Genomic DNA, 24,260 nt, shown 5'->3' with positions numbered 1-24,260 from the left:
TCAACAATCTAAATTTGTTGGTCCATATTAAAATCTAATTGCACCGTTTGATGTGTTTGATACACGGTTACTCCGTTCACTGATTTTGCTTTATATTTCCATCTTTTTAATGCTTGTTTGGCCGCTTTATCAAATGTACGCTTAGGATAAGAGTCAAGTATTGAAATATTAACCACTTCGCCTACTTTGTTAATATCGAATGCTAACTTAACCCAACCTTCAATACCATCTCGCGCTGCTGTTATCGGATATTTAGGACTAATACGTACAATAGGTCGAGCATCGTGATCGGGCTTTGTAAAAATATCTCCTGTTCCTAATGTTGTTGATGGTACTTTTACATTCACAAGTATTTCACCTATTCCATCTGTGGGTAAAGTTGGATCAATTTCAGTCATTACTTTAGGCATAGGCTCTGGTGCTTTGGGTGGTTCAGGTAATGCTGGCTTTCTTTCAATGACAGGTTTCTCAGGTTTGGTTTGGTATACGTCAACAATTACATCAGGTAATGGGTCAACAATATTAACCTCGTCGCTGTTAACTAAATACGCCATAAATACAAATAAACTAAAAGTAACAATACTCGCTAACGATATAACACTCAGTAATTTTTTCATTTTAAGTCCTCTATATACCCGTTATCATTCAAGATGCAGGTTTCAGTGGGAACTAAAAACAATTTAAGCAAGGCATTAAGTTTACGTCATGGTTATTCCCTGACTAAAGTTAATAACGAAGCATAAATTGTTTTTAGACCCATCGAAGAAGCGCTTGAGCAAAATCACTTCTGCGTTAATGCTTTTTATAAGGGAACGCCATTATTACAAAGCATTGCCTTGAATTGATATCGCTCAAGCACTCTGAAATACGCATCTTGAGTGGTAACGGGTATAAAACATGAAAGAGGTGTGATCACACAACAATTGATAGTAAACATGTTCCGTCATGTTCAGGTATATAACGTTTGGGATTCAGGAAAGGGGTTAAATAAATTTAACTTTTTTATAAGAAGTTTTATTTGAGAAAAAAAATAAGATAATAATGAGTGAAAAATCTCGTTATTACCTTATTAAAATATCGTTACTGGCAAGTGGTAAAGTACAAATTATTAGATAGTTTTAAACTTAATCAAGGGTCGACATTTTTTTACGCTTTTCAAAAGCAGAGCCTAATCCTTGAGAAAAATACACATCAGATTTAAGAAAGTACTCTGTATCTCTCATTGAGGGTTCATTTACCTCTTGGTGAAGATCGCAATCAAATCGAGCCAAAATACTGTGCCTATGTTGTCGACTACCTTGATGAGCAAAGTGTGAAAGTCCCCATAAAATTCCTTTGCCATTTTTGGTATCAGTAAAAGCATCTGGTATGTATGGGCCTGCGGCAACAGGCATTAATGACACTGAGCTTTTTACTTCAAAATTTACGCCGTCTGGTGCGTATTGAATCGTGTTATTCTCGTTACCGTGTCTAATACTTAAGGCTGCTATACCTTCTTTCCATGGAAACAGTGTAGTTTCGTGACCTGAATTTAATACAGGATTTAGTTCGTGCTTATTAAAAGGGCCTAATGGATTTTCGGCAATTGCTAAACCTTGCGCACGATATAATTGACTGTTTTGTCCGAAGTCAGATTTATAATATAAATAAATCTTTCCATTATGTACTAGCGGATAAGGGTCATGTATAGACTTTGAATCCCAAGCGCCTTCAGGTCCATTAGGAATAACAATTTTATGAGTAGGTGTCCAAGGCCCTGTAGGTGAATCTGCTACAGAAACCGTTACAGGGCAATCATCTCCTCGCTTACCTGACATTTCCATAAAAGCTTGATAGTAAAGGTAGTATTTGTTTTTCCACACTAAAATATCAGGTGTAGAAACAGAGCGCCAGCCCACATTAGGTTTATCAGGACGCTTAATAGCTACGCCTTGTTCTTTCCAAGTAAACCCATCTTTGCTCGTGGCATACCATACTTCGGCAAGATCCCAATCGCTAGACGGAATAACATCACTAGCGCCTTTAGCCCCTCGTGGCGGTATAGGAGTGTCACGCTTTGTATACCAAACATAATATTCACCATCTACTTTGATAATTTTACTGGGATCACGACGACTAATGGTTCCGTTACCTTGTTTGTAATCAAATCCTTTTAAACGTGTGTAACGAAATAAGCTATGGAGTTCATTTTCACGATACGACGGAGCTTCGTATTGGCTATAAGCTCTTTCCATTGCTTTGCTAAGGGGGATATCAGGTTTTTTATCAGGCATATCAAATGGAAAGGGAATCAGATCTTCAGCATGAGAAACTAAAGTACAACAAAACAGTAAGCACGTTAAAAAATTTAACATCCTATTCTTATTAATTAAATGATAATACATAACCCATCTCATATTTATTTCAATCACACACCACTTAACCATAAAATTATTAATTTATATATAAATAACACTTGAGATTACAAAATATTACAATACAAAAATAAGGTTTAATTTAGAAAAAAGCTATACTACGGGGGCATTGCTCGTACTAACAACAACATTTTACTTATAAGTCTCTTATGTCTTCACAATTAAAAACTTTACTTATATTTATTAAAGTTTAACTAAAAAAAGCCGACTCTACTGTCATCATAAAATTAATCGTTTAACAATATTTTCTATGCGCTTTACTTCTCTTATTAGGATCACTATAAAATGTCAAAAGTAACTCAATTATTCACTTACCTCTTAATCGTTTTATTTATTGAGTCACTAGCACTTGCTTCTATTAACGAGACATTCGCTGAAGCCTTTGTTATTGGTCTCCCTAGCCTATTAATACCAATATGGATGTTTAAAAAACTCCCAAATTCATCTTTAACTCAACATACCGCAGCATTAGCAACCATGATATTTGCTTGCTTACATATACATCAATTAAGTGGCCTAATAGAAATTCACTTTGAAATATTTATACTTATGGCCTTTCTCATTGTATTTAGTAATTGGACCGTATTTATTTCTGCAGTGGGTTTGGTGGCTGTGCACCACCTATCTTTCTATTTTTTACAAACAGAAAATTACGGCGTTTATATATTTGATCAAGATAGGCTTATGTTCAGTACGGTATTAATTCATGCCGTTTATGCAGTCATTGAAGCGTTTATTGCAGGCTATGTTGCAAAATTAATGTACGACGAAAGTTATGTGGGTAAACAATTATCATACGTTTCTGAAATAATAACTCATAACCCTGAATCGATTGACGTACATGTTCGCGCAGAAGCAAAATCAAATGCGATTTTAGCTAACTTTAACAAACTACTCTCACTTTTTAGTTCTATGGTCATCCAAGTCAAAAACATATCAAATGATCTCGAAAAAAATGCTTATGCTTTAAATGATGCTAAAAATGAATTACATCATTCAATAAAACAACGCCAAGTCGAAACTGAAATTATTGCAACTTCCGCTGAAGAAATGTCAATAACAGTGGCATCAATTGCACAAGACGCCTCTCAACTGAGTCAACAGATGCAAGAAGCAAACACTCTTACACTAGATGCGAATAAACAAATCTGTGAAGTAAATATTAATAATTCAGAGCTAACATCTTCATTACAAAAAACGAACGAGGAAATTAGTGAATTAGTCAATTCTAGTGCTGATATAGCTACTGTGTTATCTGAAATAACTAGCATTGCAGAACAAACCAATTTATTAGCATTAAACGCAGCCATTGAAGCAGCTAGGGCTGGTGAGCAAGGGCGAGGGTTTGCTGTTGTTGCTGATGAAGTGCGAGCTTTAGCCAATAGAACTAAAGAAAGTACAGATAAAATAGCTGATACTGTTAATAAACTATCATCTTATTCAAAACGCTCTACAGACTCTATGGATATGAGTATTAGTGCAATTAATATTATTATTGCGCGAACTCAAGAAGTAAGTGAAATAATTAATCAAGCATCTAGCCTCGTCTCTGACTCTAGTAATATTGCAATTAATTTAGCCGCATCGGTAGAAGAACAATCAGCCACTACAAATAGTATTGCTCAAAGTACAGAAAACTTAAATGCAATGGGCCATCAAGATTCGGAAAAGGTAATAGTATTAGCTAACGAGGCGGAAAAAATTAATGACTCAGCAGCAGCAATGGGTGTGAGTGTTGCCAACTTTAAATAACTCAATAACACATAATGCTAAAGCCACTAAGTATCATTATGGTGTTATTTGTATTTGGTTAATATTTACCATTTTTACTGCAAGCTATTTCATTCGCGATCGCCTAACGCTATTTGATCCTCAAGAGAAACTCGCTAATTTAACTCAACGCATGTTAGTTAAAAATATTTTGGAGGAACTAAATTTACCAAAATATTTACCAAATACCCTCATCAATATTATTGATGAGGGTTGTCGTTGTAATCGTATTAGCAGAGAGCATTTAGCTGATGTAAAACGCAATGCAATTAACAATAATATGACCGTAATCAATATAACTTTGCCGACTCGCTTTAACGGTATTATCCCTTCAACGCCTTCCGTATTAGCATTAGATCATAACAGCGAACTTATTTATTTTGGCCCCTACTCTGAAGGTTTAGCTTGTGGGAAAGGTGAGGGTATAATTGATTTAGTATTATCAAATTATAAAAAAGGTTTTAATGCTCAACTGATAATGGCAAACTCTGAAGGCTGTTATTGCAACACACTATAAAATTTATTCAGTCATAAGGTATTCAAATGTTTGGTACATACAAACGCAAGACTAAACCGCTTTTATTTCACATAAGTACAATTGTATTGTTTTTTTTACTGACCATTATTAGTTCATATTCACACGCCGAAAATAACCCCAACAATGATCATATTACGTTTACCAAACCTTGGATAAGACTACTTCCTCCTACCGTAATGAGCACCGCTGGGTATGTTGAAATTAACAATTCAAGCACGGTAGCAGATAAGCTATTAAGTGTATGGAGCCCGACTATAAATGGTGTATCTGTGCATCAAACTAAAGAGGTGGACGGCCTTTTAAAAATGCTAGAAGCCGACAATACAACGATTCCACCCAATGGAAAATTGATACTACAACCTGGTGGCTATCATTTAATGTTAATGGGTATCAAAAAGCCTTTAGTCGAAAATGAAACGGTTACAATTCATTTTGAATTTGAAAGAGCAGGTATTGTACATGTTAATTTTCCGGTGCTTAAAAAATAGAATACAGCGGCATGAAACAACCAAGTGTTTATTTATTCTTATTACTACTAGCAAGCTGTGGTGCCTCTGATACTTACACTTCGGAGGCATTATCATCAACGCCTCAAACTGATACATTAGTTGAAACGTCTGATATTTCTTATGATGGTAAATACACACTTATTGCCGACGATAAGCACGTATGTTTATGGAATAACCTTACTCGAAAACTGCAATTAAATTGCTTAGTCGGCAAAGCAAAAGACTACATAGAAATAGTAAAAATTGCTAAAAGCAATCAATACTTTATTACCTCTAATCGCGTGTCTGTTCGTTTGTATTCATTACGAACTGGTGTATTAGTGGGTGAATGGTCACTGCAAGATCACATCATTAACGACATAGCCTTATCTAAAAATTCTGATGTTATTTTATTAGGCTTTAGAAGCGGAAAAGTGAGCGTAATTAATCCATTTACTAAAGCAATGGCAACTTATCAAAAACATAAACTTGATATTAATTCGGTGAGTATTTCTGACGATGGCATGGTGGCTTTTACTGGAGCAAGCGACAAAACGGCTAAATTTTGGAGTACATTAACAGGCGAAACTATTCATACTTTTAATCATATGTCGCGTGTTAATCATGTTGCAATCAGTGCAGATAACAGCGTAGGTTTTTCAATTGATGGGATTAAAGACAAAAATATATGGAATTTAAAAACGGGTGAACTTATCTCTGAGCTAGATTCAATCGAACGCTTTAAGGTAATTTACGACGCTGAAATTTCCGCAGACAAAACCTTATTACTTACTGCCTCACCTAAACAAACCCTTCAACTTTGGCGTATAGCTGACGGAAAACTAATCGCACAATGGCAAACAACTCACCTTAAAAAACGCGCTTCAGTTTTAAGTGTCGCCTTTAAAGAAAATACCGTGCTAAGTAGTACTAGCGACGGCATTTTAGAAGAGTGGAAACTGCCACCTTTAGCCGTTATTAATCAACCATGAACATGGGCGGCTTTAGCTTTAAAACCACTGATATAAACAAACACTAAACGTAATAAGAGTACGGCTAATATTATAGACGTTAAGTAAGTTAACCACAGTGGTAATACTTCATGATGTTCACCCAACATAGGAGCCACTTGAATATGGTAATGCTCAACTAAATAATCGGTTAATAAACCAAACAGTACCGCAACACCAACAACGCCAACTAAATAAGCCACAACAGCTCTTCTACCGAGTTCATTTGCCACTATGCCTAAGGTAGCAATATTTGTTGCCGGCCCTGCTAGCATAAATACTAATACAGCTCCGGGCGATACTCCCGACAACAGTAACCCTGCAGCAATAGGTGTAGAGGCAGTAGCGCAAATATACATAGGAATACTCACTAAAATAACTACTACCATAGCTAATATGCCACTACCCCACTGTAGAAAGAAATCAGCAGGTATATAAGTTTGTACCAAGGCCGCAAAAAATAACCCAACCATCAACCATTTTGCCGTATCGGCTAATAAAGTCGTACTGCTGTAAACAACCGCTTGGCTAAACTTGTTCCAATGACTTTTACCTGTGTGATAAGGTATGTCTGATTTAGCACAACACGATTTTTTCACAGGTTCAGGTATTTCTTTGCTACAGCAAGATTGTGCTACAGGTTCTGGCTTTGAACTACTACAACAAGAAGTGCTTTCAGTTGTCCCGCTACTATCTTTATGCTCAGCAGGTATTATTTTTTCACTACCGACCAAGACACCCGCAACAATAGCACTACATATGGCAGCAATAGGACGAATAATCGCCATAAACGGGCCCAGTAACACATAAGATACGGATATAGAATCAACGCCCGTTTCAGGAGTAGAAACTAAAAAAGCCGTAGTCGCACTTTTTGACGCTCCGGCTCGTCTTAATCCCAATGCCGCAGGTATAACGCCACAAGAACACAATGGCATTGGTGCACCTATTAAAGCGGCTTTAACGGTTGTTAAAAAGCCTTCTTCACCTAAATGTTTAAGTAAAAAATCTTTAGGTAAATACACATTAATTAAACCGGCAATAAATAAACCTAATAGCAACCAAGGCGCTGATATTAAAAATAATTGACCAAAATTAGTGAGTAATTCCATTATCATCCTCCAAGGTAGAAAGTATTGAGCAATGTGCTGCACTTTCGTTACCGCCGCAACAAGCTTCAACCAATTTTTTCAATGAAGATTGAATAGCAACCAGCTCACTTATTTTATCTTCAACCTGTTGTAGTTTGTGTTCAGTAAACGACTTAACCTCATGGCAACTATGGCTACTTTTATCTACCTGAATAGACAAAAGATCTTGAATATCATTTAACGTAAAGCCACATTTTTTCGCGCTAATAATAAATTGTAAACTACGTAAGTTACCGTCGTTATATAAACGATAGCCCGTATCAGATCGAGAACACGGTGAAAGCAGCCCATGCTTTTCATAATATCTTAATGTATCTGTTGTTACAGACAGTTTTTTTGCTAACTCACCTATTTGATACATAATTACTCGCCTATGTCTCAGCCCAAAATTCAATATAAACTCAGGGCACTATTTGTTGATAATACACCTACTGTACACCTTAGTCTTTACTCCAAGGTCAAATGTTTTTTTTACTCACAACAAAATTTACAACATAGAGAATAAGAAGAGGTATTAAATACAGGCTTTTTGAATATCAGTAATGGTACAAGAAATCGCTTTTACATTTTCATAGCCTAAGCGCTGTAACTGTTCAGCGGCAAATAAAGCTCTAACACCTGAAGCACAATGAATATAGATAGGTTGAGTTGCATCAGGATAAAGCTGCAATATTTTCATTTCTAATACCCCTCTTGGAATATTTACAGCACCTGGCACAACACTTTCTATTATTTCAGCTGGTTCTCGCACATCAATAACAATGCCATTATTGGTTTTGCTTTCATTAAAAGCAGCACTGGCTGTTATTGTGGTAACACTTTCTTTTATGGTATCAACTAATAAAGGGATTGATTTTAACATGATCTACTCTTTCAATTTTATGGGGTTGAACTCATTATATTAGAAAAAACTAATATAACAAGTCACAATAAATTTATGTGCTTTTAACATATGATATCCATTCTATTATTGAGATAAGTAGATGAAATAAAAATTTCCGTTATAATCAATTAAATATACACCTACCATTCAAGATAAATGTACTTATAACTTTATGCTTCCATCCCTTGTTGAAAAATTAATAGAAAGTTGTACCCGAGAAGATCACATTGACATTAAAGCCTTTTGTGAAGCTTTAGGTGTAAATATTGCCATTCGCCCAAAGTTAAAAAACTTATGTGAAATACATTTAGAAGGAGAGGAAGATAAACCCGTTATTTCTTTAAATCCTACTCTAGATAAAAAAACCAAATTTACCTTTGTTGCAATCGCATTAGCTGAATACATATTAACACCCGACAGAGTGGCTCGAACCGGTATTTACTACGATATGTTCTTTTTAGAAGATATTTACCATCAACGCCATGGCTATAGAATGTTGCTTGCTACTCGTATTGCTGTACCTAAACATTTAATCAACCTAATTAGTTCAACCAGTCCAGAAGCAGAAAAATTAATCGCTCAAGCGAATTACTTACCTAAATTTTTAAGGTGTTGTGTAAGTAATAGCTCAGCGTTGTTTTTACTGGCAAATTTTAGTGATCTGCCACAAAGTTAATACGGCGAAAGTTAAGCTTTATAAGGTATATAACGAATTCTAGGAATGATCTGTTTTAACTCACTTAAATTAATTTTATTAAATTGAACGAAGCGCTTTAATAGCTCCTCTCGAGGAGGGATTATATTTAAACTACATACAACAACAACGTTCTTATACCCATCAAAATCAATCAAAGCAATGTAAGGGAAATGTTTTTTAATTTCGTGTAAGGCAAGCAATAACTGCTCATCGGTTTCTACATACATGTTTAATAGCACCACACTTTTATCTAACGTTATCGTTTTTAAGCGCTGATAAAACGCTTCGTTAAACAAAAAGCTCGGGCTTTTTTCTTCAACAAACATGTCACACAAAACAACATCATATTTAGCTTGTGTATTAGCAATAAACTGTTCTGCACTTTGGCATTGTGCGTGTACTTTTTGCGGTAGTTTAAAATACTTTTTTGCAATATCAAGAACAGGTTTCGATACTTCAATAGATGTTAGTAACACACTAGGAATCGTTGCCAATGTACGCTCAAACGCCGCTCCACCTAGGCCTAAGTTAAGTACTTTTAATGGGGCTTTTTTCCATAAAAGAAACAGCAACATAGATTGAGGAATAGGTAAAACAAGTTCTTCAGGGTTTTGCAAATTCATTAACGATTGCACCGCTTGCCCGCCATATTCAAACCAACGGTATTCTGCGGTTTCTTTAACCGTTAGCATATGCCCATCAACATTTTGCTGATGTACTGTGGTATTTTTTTTCGCGAGTAGCTTATTTAAATCCATAGTGCTTTATAATATTGAAATATGTAAGTTGATATTGTCGCTATATTATCAACTATTATTCATGTATTTACTTACCCTTTCAAAAAATTAATTAACCTGAGTTCGGTTTAAGATATTGTTAACACCTTGAAAAGTACTCACTAAAAACTCGGTTCGCTTCTAGCTTTACTTAATTCAAGGCAAATTTACGCGTCAATAGCTGGCCTATTGCAAGTGAATTTAACGCAGAAGTTAGTAAAAGTAGCTGCTAGAAGAACATTTATTAAGCCGAACTCAGGTTAATTATTATTAAGAGACGGTTAAAAACAAAAAAGCACATACATATTGCTAAATTAATAACAACTATACGTGTTTCTTTTAAGTCAGTATAAACAGAGTTATCTACTTTCGTGTAACTAACCACAAAGCATGCAATATCCCCGGTATATAGAAAAATATACATAGTAAAATATTAATCAATAAATGCTTACCTGCACCGTTATTTAAAAAAACAGCTAAAGGTGGAAGTAAGATTGAAAGTATAATTAGCACTAATTTATTCATGGTTTTATTATCCTATTAGTAATAAAGAAGATTCAGTAAACAACTTGCCTGCAAATCCGTCAAATGTAAATAAAATGTTAAAATAAAAAATACTTTAATAATATCTAAACAAATAAAAACATTTTAAGTCCGATGATATTTCCCCTTTATCACGAAAAAACACGTTTAAAAATAGAAGTAAACTCCGTACTATGGAAAAAAACACGACTTAAACCTTATGACTGCAGAACGATTTATTCCTTTTACTAAGCAAGATGTTATTACTTTATGTACGCGTGAAATCACTGAAAGTACTTCTTACGATGTTGATTCATTCACACAGGTATGCCAAATATTATCGAGCTTGTTACATTTTCAATACCACGACTTGCTTGAAAACCTTAAACGTTCATATACGCCATTCGATCCCAATGCAGATACGCGCCAGCTTATTACCTTATCTGATAGTCAAATTGCTGAGCATCAACAGAGTTTTGCCAACAACTTTGAAAAAGTATTAAACGCCGCGAATTTTGAAAAAATAACAGAAGCCGATATTCAAGCAGCGCTAAATGAAGAGTCGTTATTTAAAGTAAGGCTTGAGGTTGCTTTCGACGACTTTGACGAAATTGTGTTTTATCGCCGTGGCGAATCTCAAAAAACTGAAGTGCTACGCCAATTTTGTGGGCTAAAGAAAAAGTCACTCACTTTCACCAATTACGACCGAGTTGCTGTTTATATAAAATTTAAAGACAAAGAACACTTTATCAATAAACAATTACCCGTAGGTTTTGAAGCGGGTGCAACTGTGATCAAGTTATTTCAAAATGTACCTAAAGCTGATTTAGAAATGCTATTTCCTAATAGTGAAATACGTATGCGTCCTATCGATAAAGTTATTATTGGCGCTTCAGCTATTGTTGGCGGTGCTGTGGTATTAATTACTAAATTAGGTGCGTCACTCATTTTACTGGCAACACTTTTCGCTTTTTGGATAGGCATGAGTGACCAGTCGGTAGAAATTAACCAAAAACAACTTATCGCGCTAGCTTTAGGTGTAGGCGTATTTGGTAGTTTTATCTTTAAAGAATGGAGTAAGTTTAAGAATCGAAAAATTAAATTTATGAAGGCCCTTGCTGATAACTTATATTACAAAAATTTAGATAATAACGCTGGTGTATTTCATACCTTAGTGAACGAAGCCGAAGAAGAAGACTTTAAAGAAGCCCTTATCGCTTACACCTTTTTATTAAAGCATCCAAATGGACTAACAGAACAAGCGTTAGATCACGAAATAGAAGCTTGGTTTAAAAATAAATATCAATGTACTTTAGATTTTGAAGTGGATGATGCTTTAAGTAAATTAGAAAAATTAGGTTTAGTGTTATCACAAGAAAACGTTTATCAAGCTATTGATGTAAACTCGTCAAAAATTGTATTAGATCAACATTGGGATAAAATTTTTCAGTTTAATTAATATTTTTCAGCAACTATAAAGCCTGTAATTTAGCGGATTAAAATGAGATGAATAACATAAAATTTCGTTAAATTGAACTCGTGTAAAAGAGTTTACTTAAATTAATTGTATTAAGTATTAACATCTTGCACTATAGTTAACAATAAACATTATAACAATTCATTATATCGACGGGGTAAATTTATTATGTTATTTCTTAATCGGATTAAAATAAGAACTCGTATTATTATTCTAGTTTTGATCCCACTCCTTGTCACTTTTTTATTATCCGCTGAACGCCTAAACAATGCTCATACAGAGCAAGAAAATTTAGAAAAACTCAATATCGTTCTTGATTACAGTAATGTTGCCTCTCCTTATATATCAAGTATGCTCAATGAATCATTTTACTCAAGACTTTATATAGACAGCACTCCAGACACAGAAAGCCAATACCGTAAAAAAATGGAAGACGCTCAAAAAGAGTCCATTAAAAAAGAGAAAGAATTTATAGATTTTATTACTAAAAATGAAGGAGCGTTAAAAAAGTTTACCATATTAAATAGTTATATAGACTTTCTTCGTAATATGATTAAGAAATTTGAATATGTACGTAAAGGCGTATTAAATAAAAAGCATATTTCAACACAGTACGCAAAACAATACGGTCACGATATACATATTATGTATGAAATGAGCGTATTAATTAGAAAGCTCGTTATTACATTAAGTGAAATCGTCGTTTTATCTGGACAAAACCCAGAGTTAGGAAAAATGGCCAATGCCTACTACAACCTAGTAGCTGCCAACACAGAAAATACTTTTCACTATAGTTTTATTTATACCGCCATGTATAACAGTTTAGATGTCTACATCTTTGGCGAAATATATAGCGGCGCAACAAGAACAGATATTCACCGAAACTTATTTTTTAGTTATGCAAGTAAGGAAGCCAGAGCCGCATACGACAATATGAGAGCAAAAGACTTCTTTATTAAAGCTGATAAAGTAGCACTACAAGCCCGCAGTAATATATATAACACAGTCAACAAACCACTGGTTATTAGCGACGATATTGATTGGGGAGACACAACGGCAAAAGTATTTAAAACCTACCAAGAAACCATAGCGATTGTATTAAAGCAATTGATTGATACTAAAAACCAGTTAGCTGACGAAGCTCAAAACAAAGTTTATCAAACTATGGCAATCATGTTGATATTACTTATTATGATTATCATTGTGTCTTATTTAATTGGTCGTAGCATAACTAGCCCACTTAAAAGTATTGTGCAAGCATTTAGCCAATTAGCTCAAAATAAAGACATGACAATAAAACTTGATGAAAAAGGAAAAGATGAACTTACCGAATTAAGTATCGCCTTTAATAGTTTATTAAGTAGCTTCAACACAACCTTAAGTCATGTAAAACAAGAAGCAAAAATAATTAATGGCACTACCAATGATGTCACAACTTCAATGAACGAATCGCTTGCTTTATCAAACAATCAACTACAAGCAACCGATAATATTTCAGTGGCCATTAACCAAATGACAACAACAATAGAAGCCGTTGAGAACATGGCTCATCATACATCAGAAGCGGTTCAAAAGGCTTACAACATATCAGTTACAAGCTCAGATAATGCAGTATTAAGCCGAGATATGATGGAGAAGCTTACGCTTGAATTAGGAAGCACAGGCCAAGTTGTTAATTCACTTAATGAAGAAAGTAATCTTATTGGTAATGTCTTAAATGTTATTCAAGGTATTGCAGAACAAACCAACCTGCTCGCCTTAAACGCAGCTATTGAAGCTGCACGTGCTGGTGAAATGGGCAGAGGATTTGCTGTAGTTGCCGATGAAGTAAGAAGTTTAGCTGGACGTACACAAGAGTCTACCGAACAAATTCGCCATCAAATTGAAGCCTTACAAAAAGGCGCTGAAGCAGCCACCATGAATATGGAAGGCTTACAAATTGAGGGGAATAAAGCTGTAAATATTGTAATTGAAGGGGCTGAAGCCGTTAACACAATGAAAGCCGAACTCGATAACATAATGCAAATGGCAGCAAAAATCACATCAGCCTCTAAAGAACAAACTAGCGTTTCAAATGAAATAAATGAGCGTATACATGCCATTAGAGACGATGCAGATAAAATAACTCATAAAACAAACGACACTGTCTCAGCAGCACATGACTTGAAAGATACAGAAGTCCGATTAAATCAATATATTAGTGAATTTACTATCAAAGAAACATAACAGAACCTTAACAGCACCTTATTATCTTACTACCTTAAAATACGAGTTTTGCATTTTAAGGTAGTATTAGAACAGCGAGATACACGCCACAATAACTCCATTACAATTGATTACATTCATTATCAATTAACAACAGAATATCCTTATTCCCCCCCTTATAATTAATCCACTTTCTTTACTGTTGATTGACTGATGAGGGCAATACAATGAAAAAACATTCGGCAATAACACTAGGATTAGTTTTCCTGTGTTTAAGCGCATGCGATAACGACATTATTGATTTAAAAAATGAGCAGCATGTACGGGTATATCAAGACGATAAAGCTATTGCTTGCCAAGATACAGGACAAGTCTCTGTAGCGACTCATGGTAAATTATTGGTTGATGAACATATTGAAATTCATTGCTCGCAAAAGGGCCATGACGGCATGGCATATACAGAGTCATGTGGTTCAGAAACCGGTTCAATTAATATATTTACCATACACACTAAAGACTTACACAAGGCAGAGTCTTTAGGTTTTTCTCAACTGTCTGACTTACCAGATGCTCAACTTGATAAGCAATGTGAATTTAAAGTAATCTCAGACGTAAGAAAATACGGCTTAATCAATCAACTTAGCGATCAATACACTACATGGAAAGCGAAGAAAGCATCAGACTATCAGTTTGAATTTAACATGAGTTACAGTGATTGCCCCAGCTTTGCCCCAACACCCAATGTAAAAATCACCGTAAGTAACAACGCCATTGATACGGTATACGATATTGATAACGAAACGTTTCTGACTAATATCGATAATTACATGACTATAGATGAATTATTTCAAACGCTTAACTTACAGTTAGAGCTAACACCAATTGAAGCGGGCTTACACGCAAGTACCCCTAAATTAGCCCCCACATTTCATGATATTGGAGCACCAAAACAATATTTTGTAGATTCAGGGGGTGAAGCCTGCGATGCGGTTAATTACACCATCAACCAAGTAGTATTACCTCAAAATTAATACCAATGGAATATGAACAAATTTCCATGAATTGCCTAAAAGTTGGCACCGAGTACTTACTTTCTTACTGAGTGCTCGGTTTTTTGTGATCTACATTTCCTTTGGATATTTACCAAATAGTGTATAAAAGTCATGAGAAAATCGACCGATATTTACAATCCCATATTTAGAAACCACATCTTTAATAGTGCACTGTTGCCTATGTATTAATTCTCTGCGGATCAAATGCATGCGACGAATTTTCAAATAACGCTGTGGTGAAATGCCAATAATAGAATTAAAAGCATACTCTAAACTTCGTAAACTACAATGTGAAAAATCAAGTATTCGAGGAATAGGTATATTAATATTAGACTCCGAATCAATATAATTAATGGCTCTTTGCACAATAACCAAACGATGATTAAAACAGGGTTGAGGTATAAGCTTGTCTGAATTTATTTCTAACAACTGACAAATCATTAGTGATATTTTTTCTTCAATATCAATGACCGATTGTAAACTAAACTCTTCTTTCCTGTGGAATAGCTTAACGATATAACGATACAGTTCTATTTTTATTTTTTTCATTTTGCAAAATTCTATTTTGCCATCGCGGATCAAAGTAAGTCCGTCAAGTAACTGACTTATCTTCTCTTCACCTAAGTAACTCGTTAAATGATTTTTTGATATACCAATTGTCGCAATTGTACGTGCGCAACAAGATTGCGTATAAACATACTCACCCGGACCAATAAGATTAAGACCATCAATATGTACACATATTCCATTAACAACGTGTAATGGCCCTTCAATACGTAAAGGTATTACAAATTCATCGTCAGAAAACTTCCCTTTATGTAAAATAGTACATTCGTTTTTACTTTGAATAGCTAAACGCATATTAGGTAAAACAAGACAGGACGTTTGATCTTTATAAAATCCATTGGATAGCTGTAATACTTCGAGTGTTTGTATTTTTACTTGCTTCAACATCTCTTGATAACTTTCAATAGAGTTGTTTTTGAATGTAATAATCATCTAACCATACCTGGCATCATCCCTTAAATCTAAAGCTCCTGATCATTTAAACACTAACTTTTAAAGCCTCATTAGAGAATTTTGACGCTTTATCAAACGTTTTAATTATTTTGTCCATGTTCCAGCAATACACTCGAGAAAGACTACTTACATCAAACCATTTGTTTTTTTCTATCATCTTACAAATTAATAATAAATTGCCCACAACGCCTTGATGATAAAGTAATGATCGAGCGCAATCGGATGATAGATTCAATTCAAAAAGCAAGGTTTCAAAATCAGTTTCCAACATAACATCTAACAATGAAATTAATCCCACTAAATAACCCGTGTCTGCATATTCGTCATGCTCATCATTAAGCATTTCAATAATAAATTTGGCGCGAGCTAAGCTCAAAATAGACAATTGTGAAACGTCTTTTCCGCCGGGTTCACTCATCATTATCACCATCACAAATTGCTTTATAACGTCTTCACCTAAGTAAGCAATTGCATGGCCTATAGAATTAAAATTAATGTCTTTATTTTTTAATACATTATTAGCGATCCTTAATAATCGTGTTGTTAAACCAACGTCTTTCGCTATTTTTTTATGAATGAGTGGAAAGTTAATGTTTTTATTCTTTGCTAAATTAACTAGCTCAAGCATGATATCTTTAGAGGGAATAATGTTGTTCAATTTCAACATTTCAGGTTGCTCAAAAAAGAATCCTTGAAAATAATCACAACCTGCATTGTTAAGTTGACGAAAAGTTTTAAAATTTTCAATGCGCTCTACAATGATCTTTTTATTAGGATATTTATACTTTAATTTTTTGATCTTAAAAATAGTGCGAATAAGAGGATCTTCTACCTCTAATTTAATAAAATCAACATCTTCTAAAACAGCATCCCACTTCTCTGTGCCGTCGTAATCATCTAACGCAAAACGAACATTTTTCTTTTTTAATTCTTTAACCGAATGATGAATACTATCAATATCTTCAGTACGCTCAACGATTTCAACAACAAGGTTATCAACGTTTAACGTACTTGCTATATGGTTTAAAGAATAATAATTAGAGGTATTAATAAAAATTAACGCACCATTTGAAATACGTTCAACCTCTTGTATTAGTAAAGAATTCAAAAGTAAGCGACTCGTCGCCACACAATCACTTAAATATGATGGAAAAAAGTTGTTTTCAGAGTTTCTGTACAGTAATTCATAAGCGAACACATTTTTTTGATTATCAACAATTCGCTGCCTAGCAATATATTGGGTATCTAAGCAGTGGGTGAAATTTAGTGGATCTTCCATTATCAGCTAATAATTAAAATTTATATGATGATTAATTACACCATATTTAATTATTGGATCACTTAAAAAATATTACTCTGACTGAAATGTTGCGCATAGTGTATATTTTATGCTATTTACCAACCGACAAAAGTATAAAAAACAAACAACCCATAAACAAGAATTTACAAAATATTTATTTACTCTTTATTTTTACTAGCAAAACAAAAAACTTTAACTTTATTCTATATTTCAAATAGTTAAAATATAAAAACCTGATAACAACTTATTTACATTGTTAACATTTATCAAATAATTTTTAATCTCTTTAAAGTATGTTTTTGTACATAAAAACACCGTTGGAAAAATTTAACGCATTACTGTACTTATTTATCACTTGATCTACACACCAATCATATTCTTGGCACAGCTTGTTCACATCAAACCACTTATGACTTTCCATCATTTTACAAATTAAAAGTAAATTTCCTAAAATACCATGATGGTCAAGTAAAGCTCGCATAACATCTGAAGGTAAATGTAGTTGAAAAACAATGGTTTCTATATCTTCATCTAACATACTATCTAACAAAGAAAGTAACCCTGTTAAATAGCCACTCCCAGCATATTTCACACGTTTTGCTTTCAGCATAGCCGATATAAAATGTGCTCGAGTTAAGCTAGTGATAGACAATGGTTTAATGTCTTCATGATCTAATTCACTCATCAACGTAATTAAAACAACCTTTCTAAGTACGTTTTCCCCAAGACGGTTTAATGCCTGCTCTAGTGTAGTAAATTCAATTTTTTTCTTTTTAAATAAAGCATTTATTAACAGTAAGAACTTAAACGTTAAATCTGTATCTTGTATAGTTTTTTTTAAAACTGAAATAAAACTCACTTGTTTATCTAATACTAATACAAGTAAATTAAAGCTTACATTGCTCGACTTATCTTCGCTCTTTGCTTTTTTGAGTAATTGTCGAGATATGTACTTGCCTTGAAAATAATCACATCCCGCATTTTGTAACTGACAAAAAACATTATCACTTGCAATATCTGACACAACGATTTTGCTTTTAGGGTAGCTATGTTTTACCTTTTTTATTTTGAGCAAAGTTCTAATAATAGGTAGCTCTGCTTTGAACTTTATATAGGTAACAACTTCAGAGGAAGCGCTTACATCATGATCACTGCAAAACCTTATTTGTGACCTTTTTAATCGTGTTATTGAATCGCCGAAAGACTTGAAACTATTTATAAACTCCACTTCTTCAACGACTCTATTAGCTATTGCAGGAACATGTAAAAATGAACTCGCCGGAAAATGAGTAAAAATGACAAGATGCTCAGGTATTTTTTCAATTTCACTTACCATTAATTTATTAAGATGTTCAAGATCATCTGAAGCAGATAAAGTAGGAAAGGTCTCTATATTCGTACTTAAATGTACAGGTAATAATTCGTAAGCAAAGATATTATGACGATGATCGACTATAGGTTCTCGAATAATATTTTTCGAGTGTACAATTTTAGAAGGGAATATTGATTTAGTATTCATCCGTAAATAGCTTTAGATTAAACATTATGTTTTATTGTACGAATATATCTATCCGTACCACTTTAAAAACAAATCTGTTGTTAGCTTTATACATAATATTGTAATCGATTATGTATATTGATAGATACACTATTTACATTAAATTACAATTTAATCTATACCCGTTACCAATCAAGATGTGTATTTTAAAGTGCATCTTGAATGGCTACGGGTATATAAGCTTATATTGTAAGTCATATACTAAATAACAGTATTGATAAAAGCTTTTACTCGTTTACTATATCACCTCAATAAAAAGCATAATCGACGGGTATAAAATGAAAATATTTATCTTAGGTATCACTTTATTAATCACCAATCTTACAAGCTATAACGTTCAAGCAAATAAATTCGACAAAGTTATAATTAACACTCAATTAGTCGCTGGCAATGTTTACATGCTAGAAGGAACTGGGGGTAATATAGGTGTATTGGCAACCCCCGAAGGCCTACTTATGGTTGATGATCAATTTGAGCCCTTGGCTGAAAAAATAGAATCAGCCATGCAAAATATTATTGATAAGCCTTTAAAATATATTGTAAATACTCATTTGCATGACGACCATACGGGAGGTAATAGCTACTTCTCACATCATGCACCTATATTTGCTCACCATAATGTAAGAAAGCGTTTATCAAGTAAAAGTGATCATGACCAGGCCTCACTTCCTGTGATTACCTATGAAAACGGTATTACTATTCACTTAAGCGACGAAACAATTGAGCTATCACACTACCCTAGCGGACATACCGATGGCGACACGGTTGTGTATTTTAAAAAAGCGAATGTATTACATATGGGCGATTTATTTTTTCAAGGTCGTTTCCCGTTTATAGATTTAAGCAATGGTGGCTCAGTTAAAGGCTACTTAGCGAATGCAAAAAGTATTTTAAATCGTTTCCCTAAAACCACTAAAATTATTCCAGGTCATGGTAATTTAACAGATATGAACGGCTTAAAAGACTTAATAACCATGCTTGAATTTAGCATTAGCCGTGTAGAAAAAGCGATTGCAGATAAATTAACGTTAGAACAAGTAATCCAACAAGGCATTGGCGAAAAGTATAAAAGCTTCAATTGGAATTTCATCACTGAAGAAAAATGGCTTACAACTTTATACACTGATTTGAAATAAGCTAATACCAAGCTGATTAATAAATTCATCAACTTGATATTAAGCTAGTCAGGTACAAACTTCACATTCAAAATAAGCCTGTTTCTATAACCTTTTAATTATTGCTAAGTGCTCACATAATTAACCAACTTAGCATAATTAATCTTTAGGGAGTTCGCCTCCTGCTCTAATTTTAAACTTTCCTTGGGGTAATACGAGCTTAGTTTCATCTATATATTCTTGCCAAAGCATTAACATTTCCTTCATCTTTTTTGGCTTAATTTTCGATAAGTCATTAAGTTCACTCGGGTCATTATCGGTATTAAATAATTGCCATTGTCCTGAACCTATTGGTGGTGGCAACTTAATTAATTTCCAGTTTTCATCTATCACTCCGACTTTCCCCCATAGCTCTCGGCCTAAATACTTGACTTTATGGTTAACCGAAAGAGCTTCTCTTAATGTGATATCTGGCTGTTCTGAAAGTGTCAGCATAAGAGATTTTATCTGTTCAATACCAACAGACTGTTGATATAGACCCACTTGTTTATTAGGTAGCTTTAAAACAGCTGGAACTCTCATCCCACCATCTGTTGTATTTCCTTTAAATGCTCTAAATGGTGTACTACTCACTCTTGCCCAATGCTGGCCATAAAGTACAAAAGAATTTATATTTCCTCTGTTTTCCAGAGAATTATCAAAAGTATCAGCAAACTCTTCTATTTCTTTAGGGATCTTTTTAGCGCCCCATGAATCAGCACCATTATCGGAAAGAAAAAGTATCGCAGTATTTTCATATTCGCCTATTTCCTTTAAAAAATCAGTCAGCCTACCTATATTAACATCCATGTTATCAACCATTGCTGCATATATTTCCATATCTTTTGCTGCGAGCTTACGTTCTGATTCGGTTAATGACTGCCAATTAGGTAAGTTAGATGATAAGGCTGCGTGATCAATATTATTTGCCAATAAACCTAATTTTTTAAGGCGTGTAATACGTTTGCTACGAATTGATTGCCATCCTTGCGTATATGTATCTTTGTATTTGCCATTATAGTCAGGTGGAAATTGTAAAGGCCAATGTGGAGCTGTAAACGCTAGATACGCAAAGAAAGGCTTATTACTAGATTGATCAGCTTTTATGTTTTCTATAATTCTATTTGTATAAAAATCAGAACTAAAAAAACCCTCAGGTAGTTTTTCGATTAATTGTCCATTTTCCCTATATAGTGATTTTTTACGATAAATATCTATACCAAATCCATTTTGATAATGACTACCTCCTCCAAATAACAAAGCAAAAGTCTTATCAAAGCCTCTCGCCGTAGGACTATACGCTTTTTCTAATCCTAAATGCCATTTCCCTGCCATAAAAGTATTATAACCGCGTTTTTTGAGCTCTTCGGGCAGCGTACTGGCTGAAAAATTCAAATGTGTCTCATAGCCAGGTAACCCCACTTGGTTATCAGCAATGGTTTCGGCCATATTCCCTAATCCAACGATATGGTTGTCGCTTCCTGTTAACAACATTGAACGCGAAGGTGAGCAAGTTAGCGAAGTATAGAATCGACCAAATTTAACACCATCGTTAGCCAATTGTTGTAAAGAAGGCGTATTAATTTCTCCGCCATATGGTTTAATATCAGAAAACCCTAAATCATCGGCCATGATGACAATAATATTGGGTGATTTTATATTTTTTTTCTGGGTATTTTCCTTCTCATAAGATAAACATCCAAATGATGTGGACAATAAACATAATAATAGCCATTTATTAAAATAAGTCTGCATAATAAAGTACCAAAAGAAATTGAATAACGAAACTTGGACATCTATTTAAGATGCCCAAACACGATAGAACTTAGAACGTAGTGGTTATCAGTTTGCCTTCTGATATCACTATCTTTAAAAGTTTATACTTCCCGAAATCCCCCACAAGGCTTCACCTTCATTAGGGGTACACTTAACAACCCAAGTTGGACCTGGTTCACCGGCTCCTGCACCTGATGGACCACTAAGTGCCTGTGACTCACTACAGGACTTAACCCCTGTTACATTGTCTACAAATAATGTCAGTTCGTATTGACTATCATCACCAAAAATATAACTACCTCGTAAGTTCAACCAATTTTCGCTGTCTAAATCACCAACACCCGTATCAGGTAATTGACTCAAACGCTCGCCTACATAACGGTATGTAGCTTGTAATTGAATCAACCCAGAATCAAGCTCAATATCTCTAACTATTTGCATATTAGCCGTAAATTTTGGTGATTGAGATAATTCTCCTCCTTCTTCGAAGCTTGAAATATTACCATTATCAACAATTTCTGAATCAAGATAACCTAACCCTGCATTAATTTGCCAATCAGGATCTGGTACATATGTGATTTCAACATCAAAGCCAGATAACTCAGTTTCAGGTATATTGAATAGGCCAGGAATACCATTTTGTACTGCAAACACCTGTAAATCATGAAAGTCGTACATAAAATAAGAAACATTCAGCTTTAAGTTTCGATCAAGCAATAGTGATTTAAAACCGACTTCTATTGAATCGAGAGTTTCAGGTTGCACTTCTTGTTCATCTTCAGTACCCCAAGTCGTTATAGCTAAAGCTCTTATATCAAAACTTCCTGCTTTAAAACCGTTTGCCATACTACCGTATAACATGACATCTCGACTCGCTTGATATGTAAGCATTAAGTTATAACCTACTTTCTCATTTACAAGTGTATTAGAGTCGGTACGTATAACCTTATCAAATGCCAATACTTCATTAAGTGTGTAATCATGTCCAAAATTCCCTGTACCTACACCAGGACCAGTAACTATACCTGTTCTATCTCCTTCCTTTTCCTCATCAGTCCAACGTAAACCAAAACTTAAATCCCATTTTGGAGAAAATTCATAGTCAAATTTACCGTAAAGTGAATTCACCGTATTTTTTTGTTCAAGTACAACAGCGCTCAATGATGTATGCAGAGGTTCTAATGAGCCACTTTTTAATGCGACTGTAGCTGCAACCATCTGTTCAGACTTATCATAAAAATAATAATAACCAGCCATCCAGCGAAATGGGCCATCGCCATCGGATTGTAAACGAAGCTCTTGACTATATGAGTCAAACTCTACATCTTGAGTTGGATGAAAAGTATCAAAAGGAGCGGCACCTTCATCTTCACGGAAATAAACTTCGGTACTGTCGTATGAGCTAATAGAAGTGAAAGACATATCATTGAAATTATGTTTAAGTTTTACGAAACCACCAAATATATCTATATTTCCGGTATTAGAAGAAACGCTATACAGCGAACGCCAATCATCAGTAGAAGTGTTTGCCTGCTCACCTGGACCAAATGGACCAGAAATCTGTGTCACACATGAATTTTCTGATTCAAAATCTGCAAGTTGTAAAACGGTAACTAACCCGTTTTCAAAACAATTACCGCCGTTAGGATCTACAATACCATTTGCTTTACCATAACCGGCATCACTACGATTTACTCCAGAATGAATATTGAACAATAAATTAGTATTATCAGAAGGCTCCCATATAAGTTGAATACGACCTGAATGACGTTCAATACCGCCAACGTCATCCTGCTCTGCTACTAAATTTTTAAAAACATCTCCACGGTTGTTCGATTGCATCGAAATCCTAGCAGCCCAGTCATCTCCTAACGGTATATTTACGGCACCTTCAAAATCACGCTTATCAAATGAGCCTACCGTCAATCGACTATAACCTTCAACCTCTCCCGTGCCTACGTCTGGTTTTTTAGATATAAAGTTAACAGCACCACCAGTGGTATTTCGTCCAAATAAAGTATTTTGCGGACCCCTTAACACTTCAACTTGTTCTAAATCATAAATTCCTATAGAACTAGAGAATGGTGTGGGTAGTACTACTTCATCATAATATAAACCAACAGCACTTACCGCGTTTGATTGAAAGTTAGATGTACCAACACCACGGATCCTGTATTGAGCAACAACTTGTGAGTTAGATGACACACTAATATTGGGAAACAATGTAGTAATGTCATTAATATCATCTACACCATTTTTAACTAACTCTTCACCACTCAGTGTATTCATGGCAATTGGTACAGATTGAACAGATTCAACCCTTTTTGTTGATCTAACTTCTATAATTTCCAGTTCTGCCAATGCTGGAAATGATGTACTTACAGAAAGTGCTACTGCAATAGATATGTCGCTTACTTTAATTGTTGGTTTAGATATAATCATAACCTCTCCCCTTTATTGTTATATTTT

21 protein-coding genes are annotated in these 24,260 nt (G+C 34.5%); 9 read left to right on the top strand and 12 right to left on the bottom strand.

Going from position 1 to position 24,260, the window contains the following annotated elements; translation table 11 throughout:
* Window positions 1–8: 8 nt before the first annotated feature.
* On the bottom strand, window positions 9–617 hold the full coding sequence (locus tag AC0L5Q_RS14920) for a TonB family protein (protein WP_473610469.1): 609 nt from the start codon (window positions 615–617) through the stop codon (window positions 9–11).
* Window positions 618–1,124: 507 nt separating this feature from the next.
* Window positions 1,125–2,354, bottom strand: coding sequence for a glycoside hydrolase family 117 protein (locus AC0L5Q_RS14915; protein WP_473610465.1), 1,230 nt, complete (start codon window positions 2,352–2,354; stop codon window positions 1,125–1,127).
* Between the two features lie 345 nt (window positions 2,355–2,699).
* Between AC0L5Q_RS14915 and AC0L5Q_RS14910 the strand changes: the two genes are divergently transcribed.
* From AC0L5Q_RS14910 to AC0L5Q_RS14895, 4 genes are read left to right on the top strand one after another with little or no spacing between them, the layout of a single operon-like run.
* Window positions 2,700–4,166 carry a methyl-accepting chemotaxis protein gene (locus AC0L5Q_RS14910; RefSeq protein WP_473610461.1) on the top strand — a complete coding sequence of 489 codons (1,467 nt, stop codon included), beginning with the start codon at window positions 2,700–2,702 and terminating at the stop codon, window positions 4,164–4,166.
* Window positions 4,150–4,701 carry a DUF6436 domain-containing protein gene (locus AC0L5Q_RS14905; RefSeq protein WP_473610458.1) on the top strand — a complete coding sequence of 184 codons (552 nt, stop codon included), beginning with the start codon at window positions 4,150–4,152 and terminating at the stop codon, window positions 4,699–4,701. The genes AC0L5Q_RS14910 and AC0L5Q_RS14905 overlap by 17 nt, the downstream gene beginning before the upstream one ends.
* A 26-nt stretch (window positions 4,702–4,727) precedes the next feature.
* Complete coding sequence (locus AC0L5Q_RS14900) at window positions 4,728–5,210, top strand: copper chaperone PCu(A)C (RefSeq protein ID WP_473610454.1); 483 nt, start codon at window positions 4,728–4,730, stop codon at window positions 5,208–5,210.
* An 11-nt stretch (window positions 5,211–5,221) separates the two neighbouring features.
* Window positions 5,222–6,202, top strand: coding sequence for a WD40 repeat domain-containing protein (locus tag AC0L5Q_RS14895; RefSeq protein ID WP_473610451.1), 981 nt, complete (start codon window positions 5,222–5,224; stop codon window positions 6,200–6,202).
* Here the strand turns inward: AC0L5Q_RS14895 and AC0L5Q_RS14890 are convergent.
* The 3 genes from AC0L5Q_RS14890 to AC0L5Q_RS14880 form a co-directional block, all read right to left on the bottom strand.
* Complete coding sequence (locus AC0L5Q_RS14890; protein ID WP_473610447.1) at window positions 6,193–7,332, bottom strand: SO_0444 family Cu/Zn efflux transporter; 1,140 nt, start codon at window positions 7,330–7,332, stop codon at window positions 6,193–6,195. The genes AC0L5Q_RS14895 and AC0L5Q_RS14890 overlap by 10 nt on opposite strands.
* Entirely contained in the window at window positions 7,316–7,732 is a 417-nt protein-coding gene (gene zntR, locus AC0L5Q_RS14885) for a Zn(2+)-responsive transcriptional regulator (protein WP_473610445.1), read from the bottom strand. Before zntR ends, AC0L5Q_RS14890 begins: the two co-directional genes overlap by 17 nt.
* A 153-nt stretch (window positions 7,733–7,885) precedes the next feature.
* Complete coding sequence (locus tag AC0L5Q_RS14880; protein WP_473610442.1) at window positions 7,886–8,233, bottom strand: rhodanese-like domain-containing protein; 348 nt, start codon at window positions 8,231–8,233, stop codon at window positions 7,886–7,888.
* A gap of 193 nt (window positions 8,234–8,426) precedes the next feature.
* Here AC0L5Q_RS14880 and AC0L5Q_RS14875 point away from each other — a divergent pair, with 193 nt between their 5' ends.
* Entirely contained in the window at window positions 8,427–8,930 is a 504-nt protein-coding gene (locus AC0L5Q_RS14875; protein ID WP_473610438.1) for a hypothetical protein, read from the top strand.
* Window positions 8,931–8,941: 11 nt separating this feature from the next.
* Here AC0L5Q_RS14875 and AC0L5Q_RS14870 read toward each other — a convergent pair whose 3' ends face one another.
* Window positions 8,942–9,709: a spermidine synthase gene (locus tag AC0L5Q_RS14870; RefSeq protein ID WP_473610435.1), complete on the bottom strand. Its 768-nt coding sequence runs from the start codon at window positions 9,707–9,709 to the stop codon at window positions 8,942–8,944.
* Between the two features lie 381 nt (window positions 9,710–10,090).
* Window positions 10,091–10,252: a YqaE/Pmp3 family membrane protein gene (locus AC0L5Q_RS14865; protein ID WP_076417636.1), complete on the bottom strand. Its 162-nt coding sequence runs from the start codon at window positions 10,250–10,252 to the stop codon at window positions 10,091–10,093.
* Window positions 10,253–10,469: 217 nt separating this feature from the next.
* On the opposite strand from AC0L5Q_RS14865, the gene AC0L5Q_RS14860 reads away from it, so the two are divergent.
* The 3 genes from AC0L5Q_RS14860 (at window position 10,470) to AC0L5Q_RS14850 (ending at window position 14,962) form a co-directional block, all read left to right on the top strand.
* Entirely contained in the window at window positions 10,470–11,708 is a 1,239-nt protein-coding gene (locus AC0L5Q_RS14860; RefSeq protein ID WP_473610429.1) for a TMEM143 family protein, read from the top strand.
* Between the two features lie 186 nt (window positions 11,709–11,894).
* Window positions 11,895–13,952 carry a methyl-accepting chemotaxis protein gene (locus AC0L5Q_RS14855; RefSeq protein ID WP_473610425.1) on the top strand — a complete coding sequence of 686 codons (2,058 nt, stop codon included), beginning with the start codon at window positions 11,895–11,897 and terminating at the stop codon, window positions 13,950–13,952.
* Between the two features lie 206 nt (window positions 13,953–14,158).
* Complete coding sequence (locus AC0L5Q_RS14850) at window positions 14,159–14,962, top strand: DUF6174 domain-containing protein (RefSeq protein WP_473610421.1); 804 nt, start codon at window positions 14,159–14,161, stop codon at window positions 14,960–14,962.
* Between the two features lie 90 nt (window positions 14,963–15,052).
* On the opposite strand, the gene AC0L5Q_RS14845 is transcribed toward AC0L5Q_RS14850, so the two are convergent.
* From AC0L5Q_RS14845 to AC0L5Q_RS14835, 3 genes are all read right to left on the bottom strand, one after another.
* Window positions 15,053–15,982, bottom strand: coding sequence for a helix-turn-helix domain-containing protein (locus AC0L5Q_RS14845; protein WP_473610417.1), 930 nt, complete (start codon window positions 15,980–15,982; stop codon window positions 15,053–15,055).
* 46 nt (window positions 15,983–16,028) lie between these two features.
* Window positions 16,029–17,282: an EAL and HDOD domain-containing protein gene (locus AC0L5Q_RS14840; RefSeq protein ID WP_473610413.1), complete on the bottom strand. Its 1,254-nt coding sequence runs from the start codon at window positions 17,280–17,282 to the stop codon at window positions 16,029–16,031.
* Between the two features lie 307 nt (window positions 17,283–17,589).
* The gene (locus AC0L5Q_RS14835) at window positions 17,590–18,822 is read right to left on the bottom strand and encodes a YuxH family protein (RefSeq protein WP_473610410.1); all 1,233 of its coding nucleotides are present in this window, start codon (window positions 18,820–18,822) and stop codon (window positions 17,590–17,592) included.
* A gap of 317 nt (window positions 18,823–19,139) precedes the next feature.
* Between AC0L5Q_RS14835 and AC0L5Q_RS14830 the strand changes: the two genes are divergently transcribed.
* Entirely contained in the window at window positions 19,140–19,997 is an 858-nt protein-coding gene (locus tag AC0L5Q_RS14830; RefSeq protein WP_473610405.1) for an MBL fold metallo-hydrolase, read from the top strand.
* Between the two features lie 138 nt (window positions 19,998–20,135).
* Here the strand turns inward: AC0L5Q_RS14830 and AC0L5Q_RS14825 are convergent, their stop codons facing one another.
* Complete coding sequence (locus AC0L5Q_RS14825) at window positions 20,136–21,770, bottom strand: arylsulfatase (RefSeq protein WP_473610402.1); 1,635 nt, start codon at window positions 21,768–21,770, stop codon at window positions 20,136–20,138.
* A gap of 114 nt (window positions 21,771–21,884) precedes the next feature.
* Window positions 21,885–24,233, bottom strand: coding sequence for a TonB-dependent receptor (locus AC0L5Q_RS14820; RefSeq protein WP_473610398.1), 2,349 nt, complete (start codon window positions 24,231–24,233; stop codon window positions 21,885–21,887).
* Between the last annotated feature and the right edge of the window lie 27 nt (window positions 24,234–24,260).

The organism is Pseudocolwellia sp. G5-9, assembly GCF_055808995.1.
The sequence above is the reverse complement of the archived record's forward strand: the minus strand, read 5'-3'. Positions and strand labels throughout refer to the sequence as shown.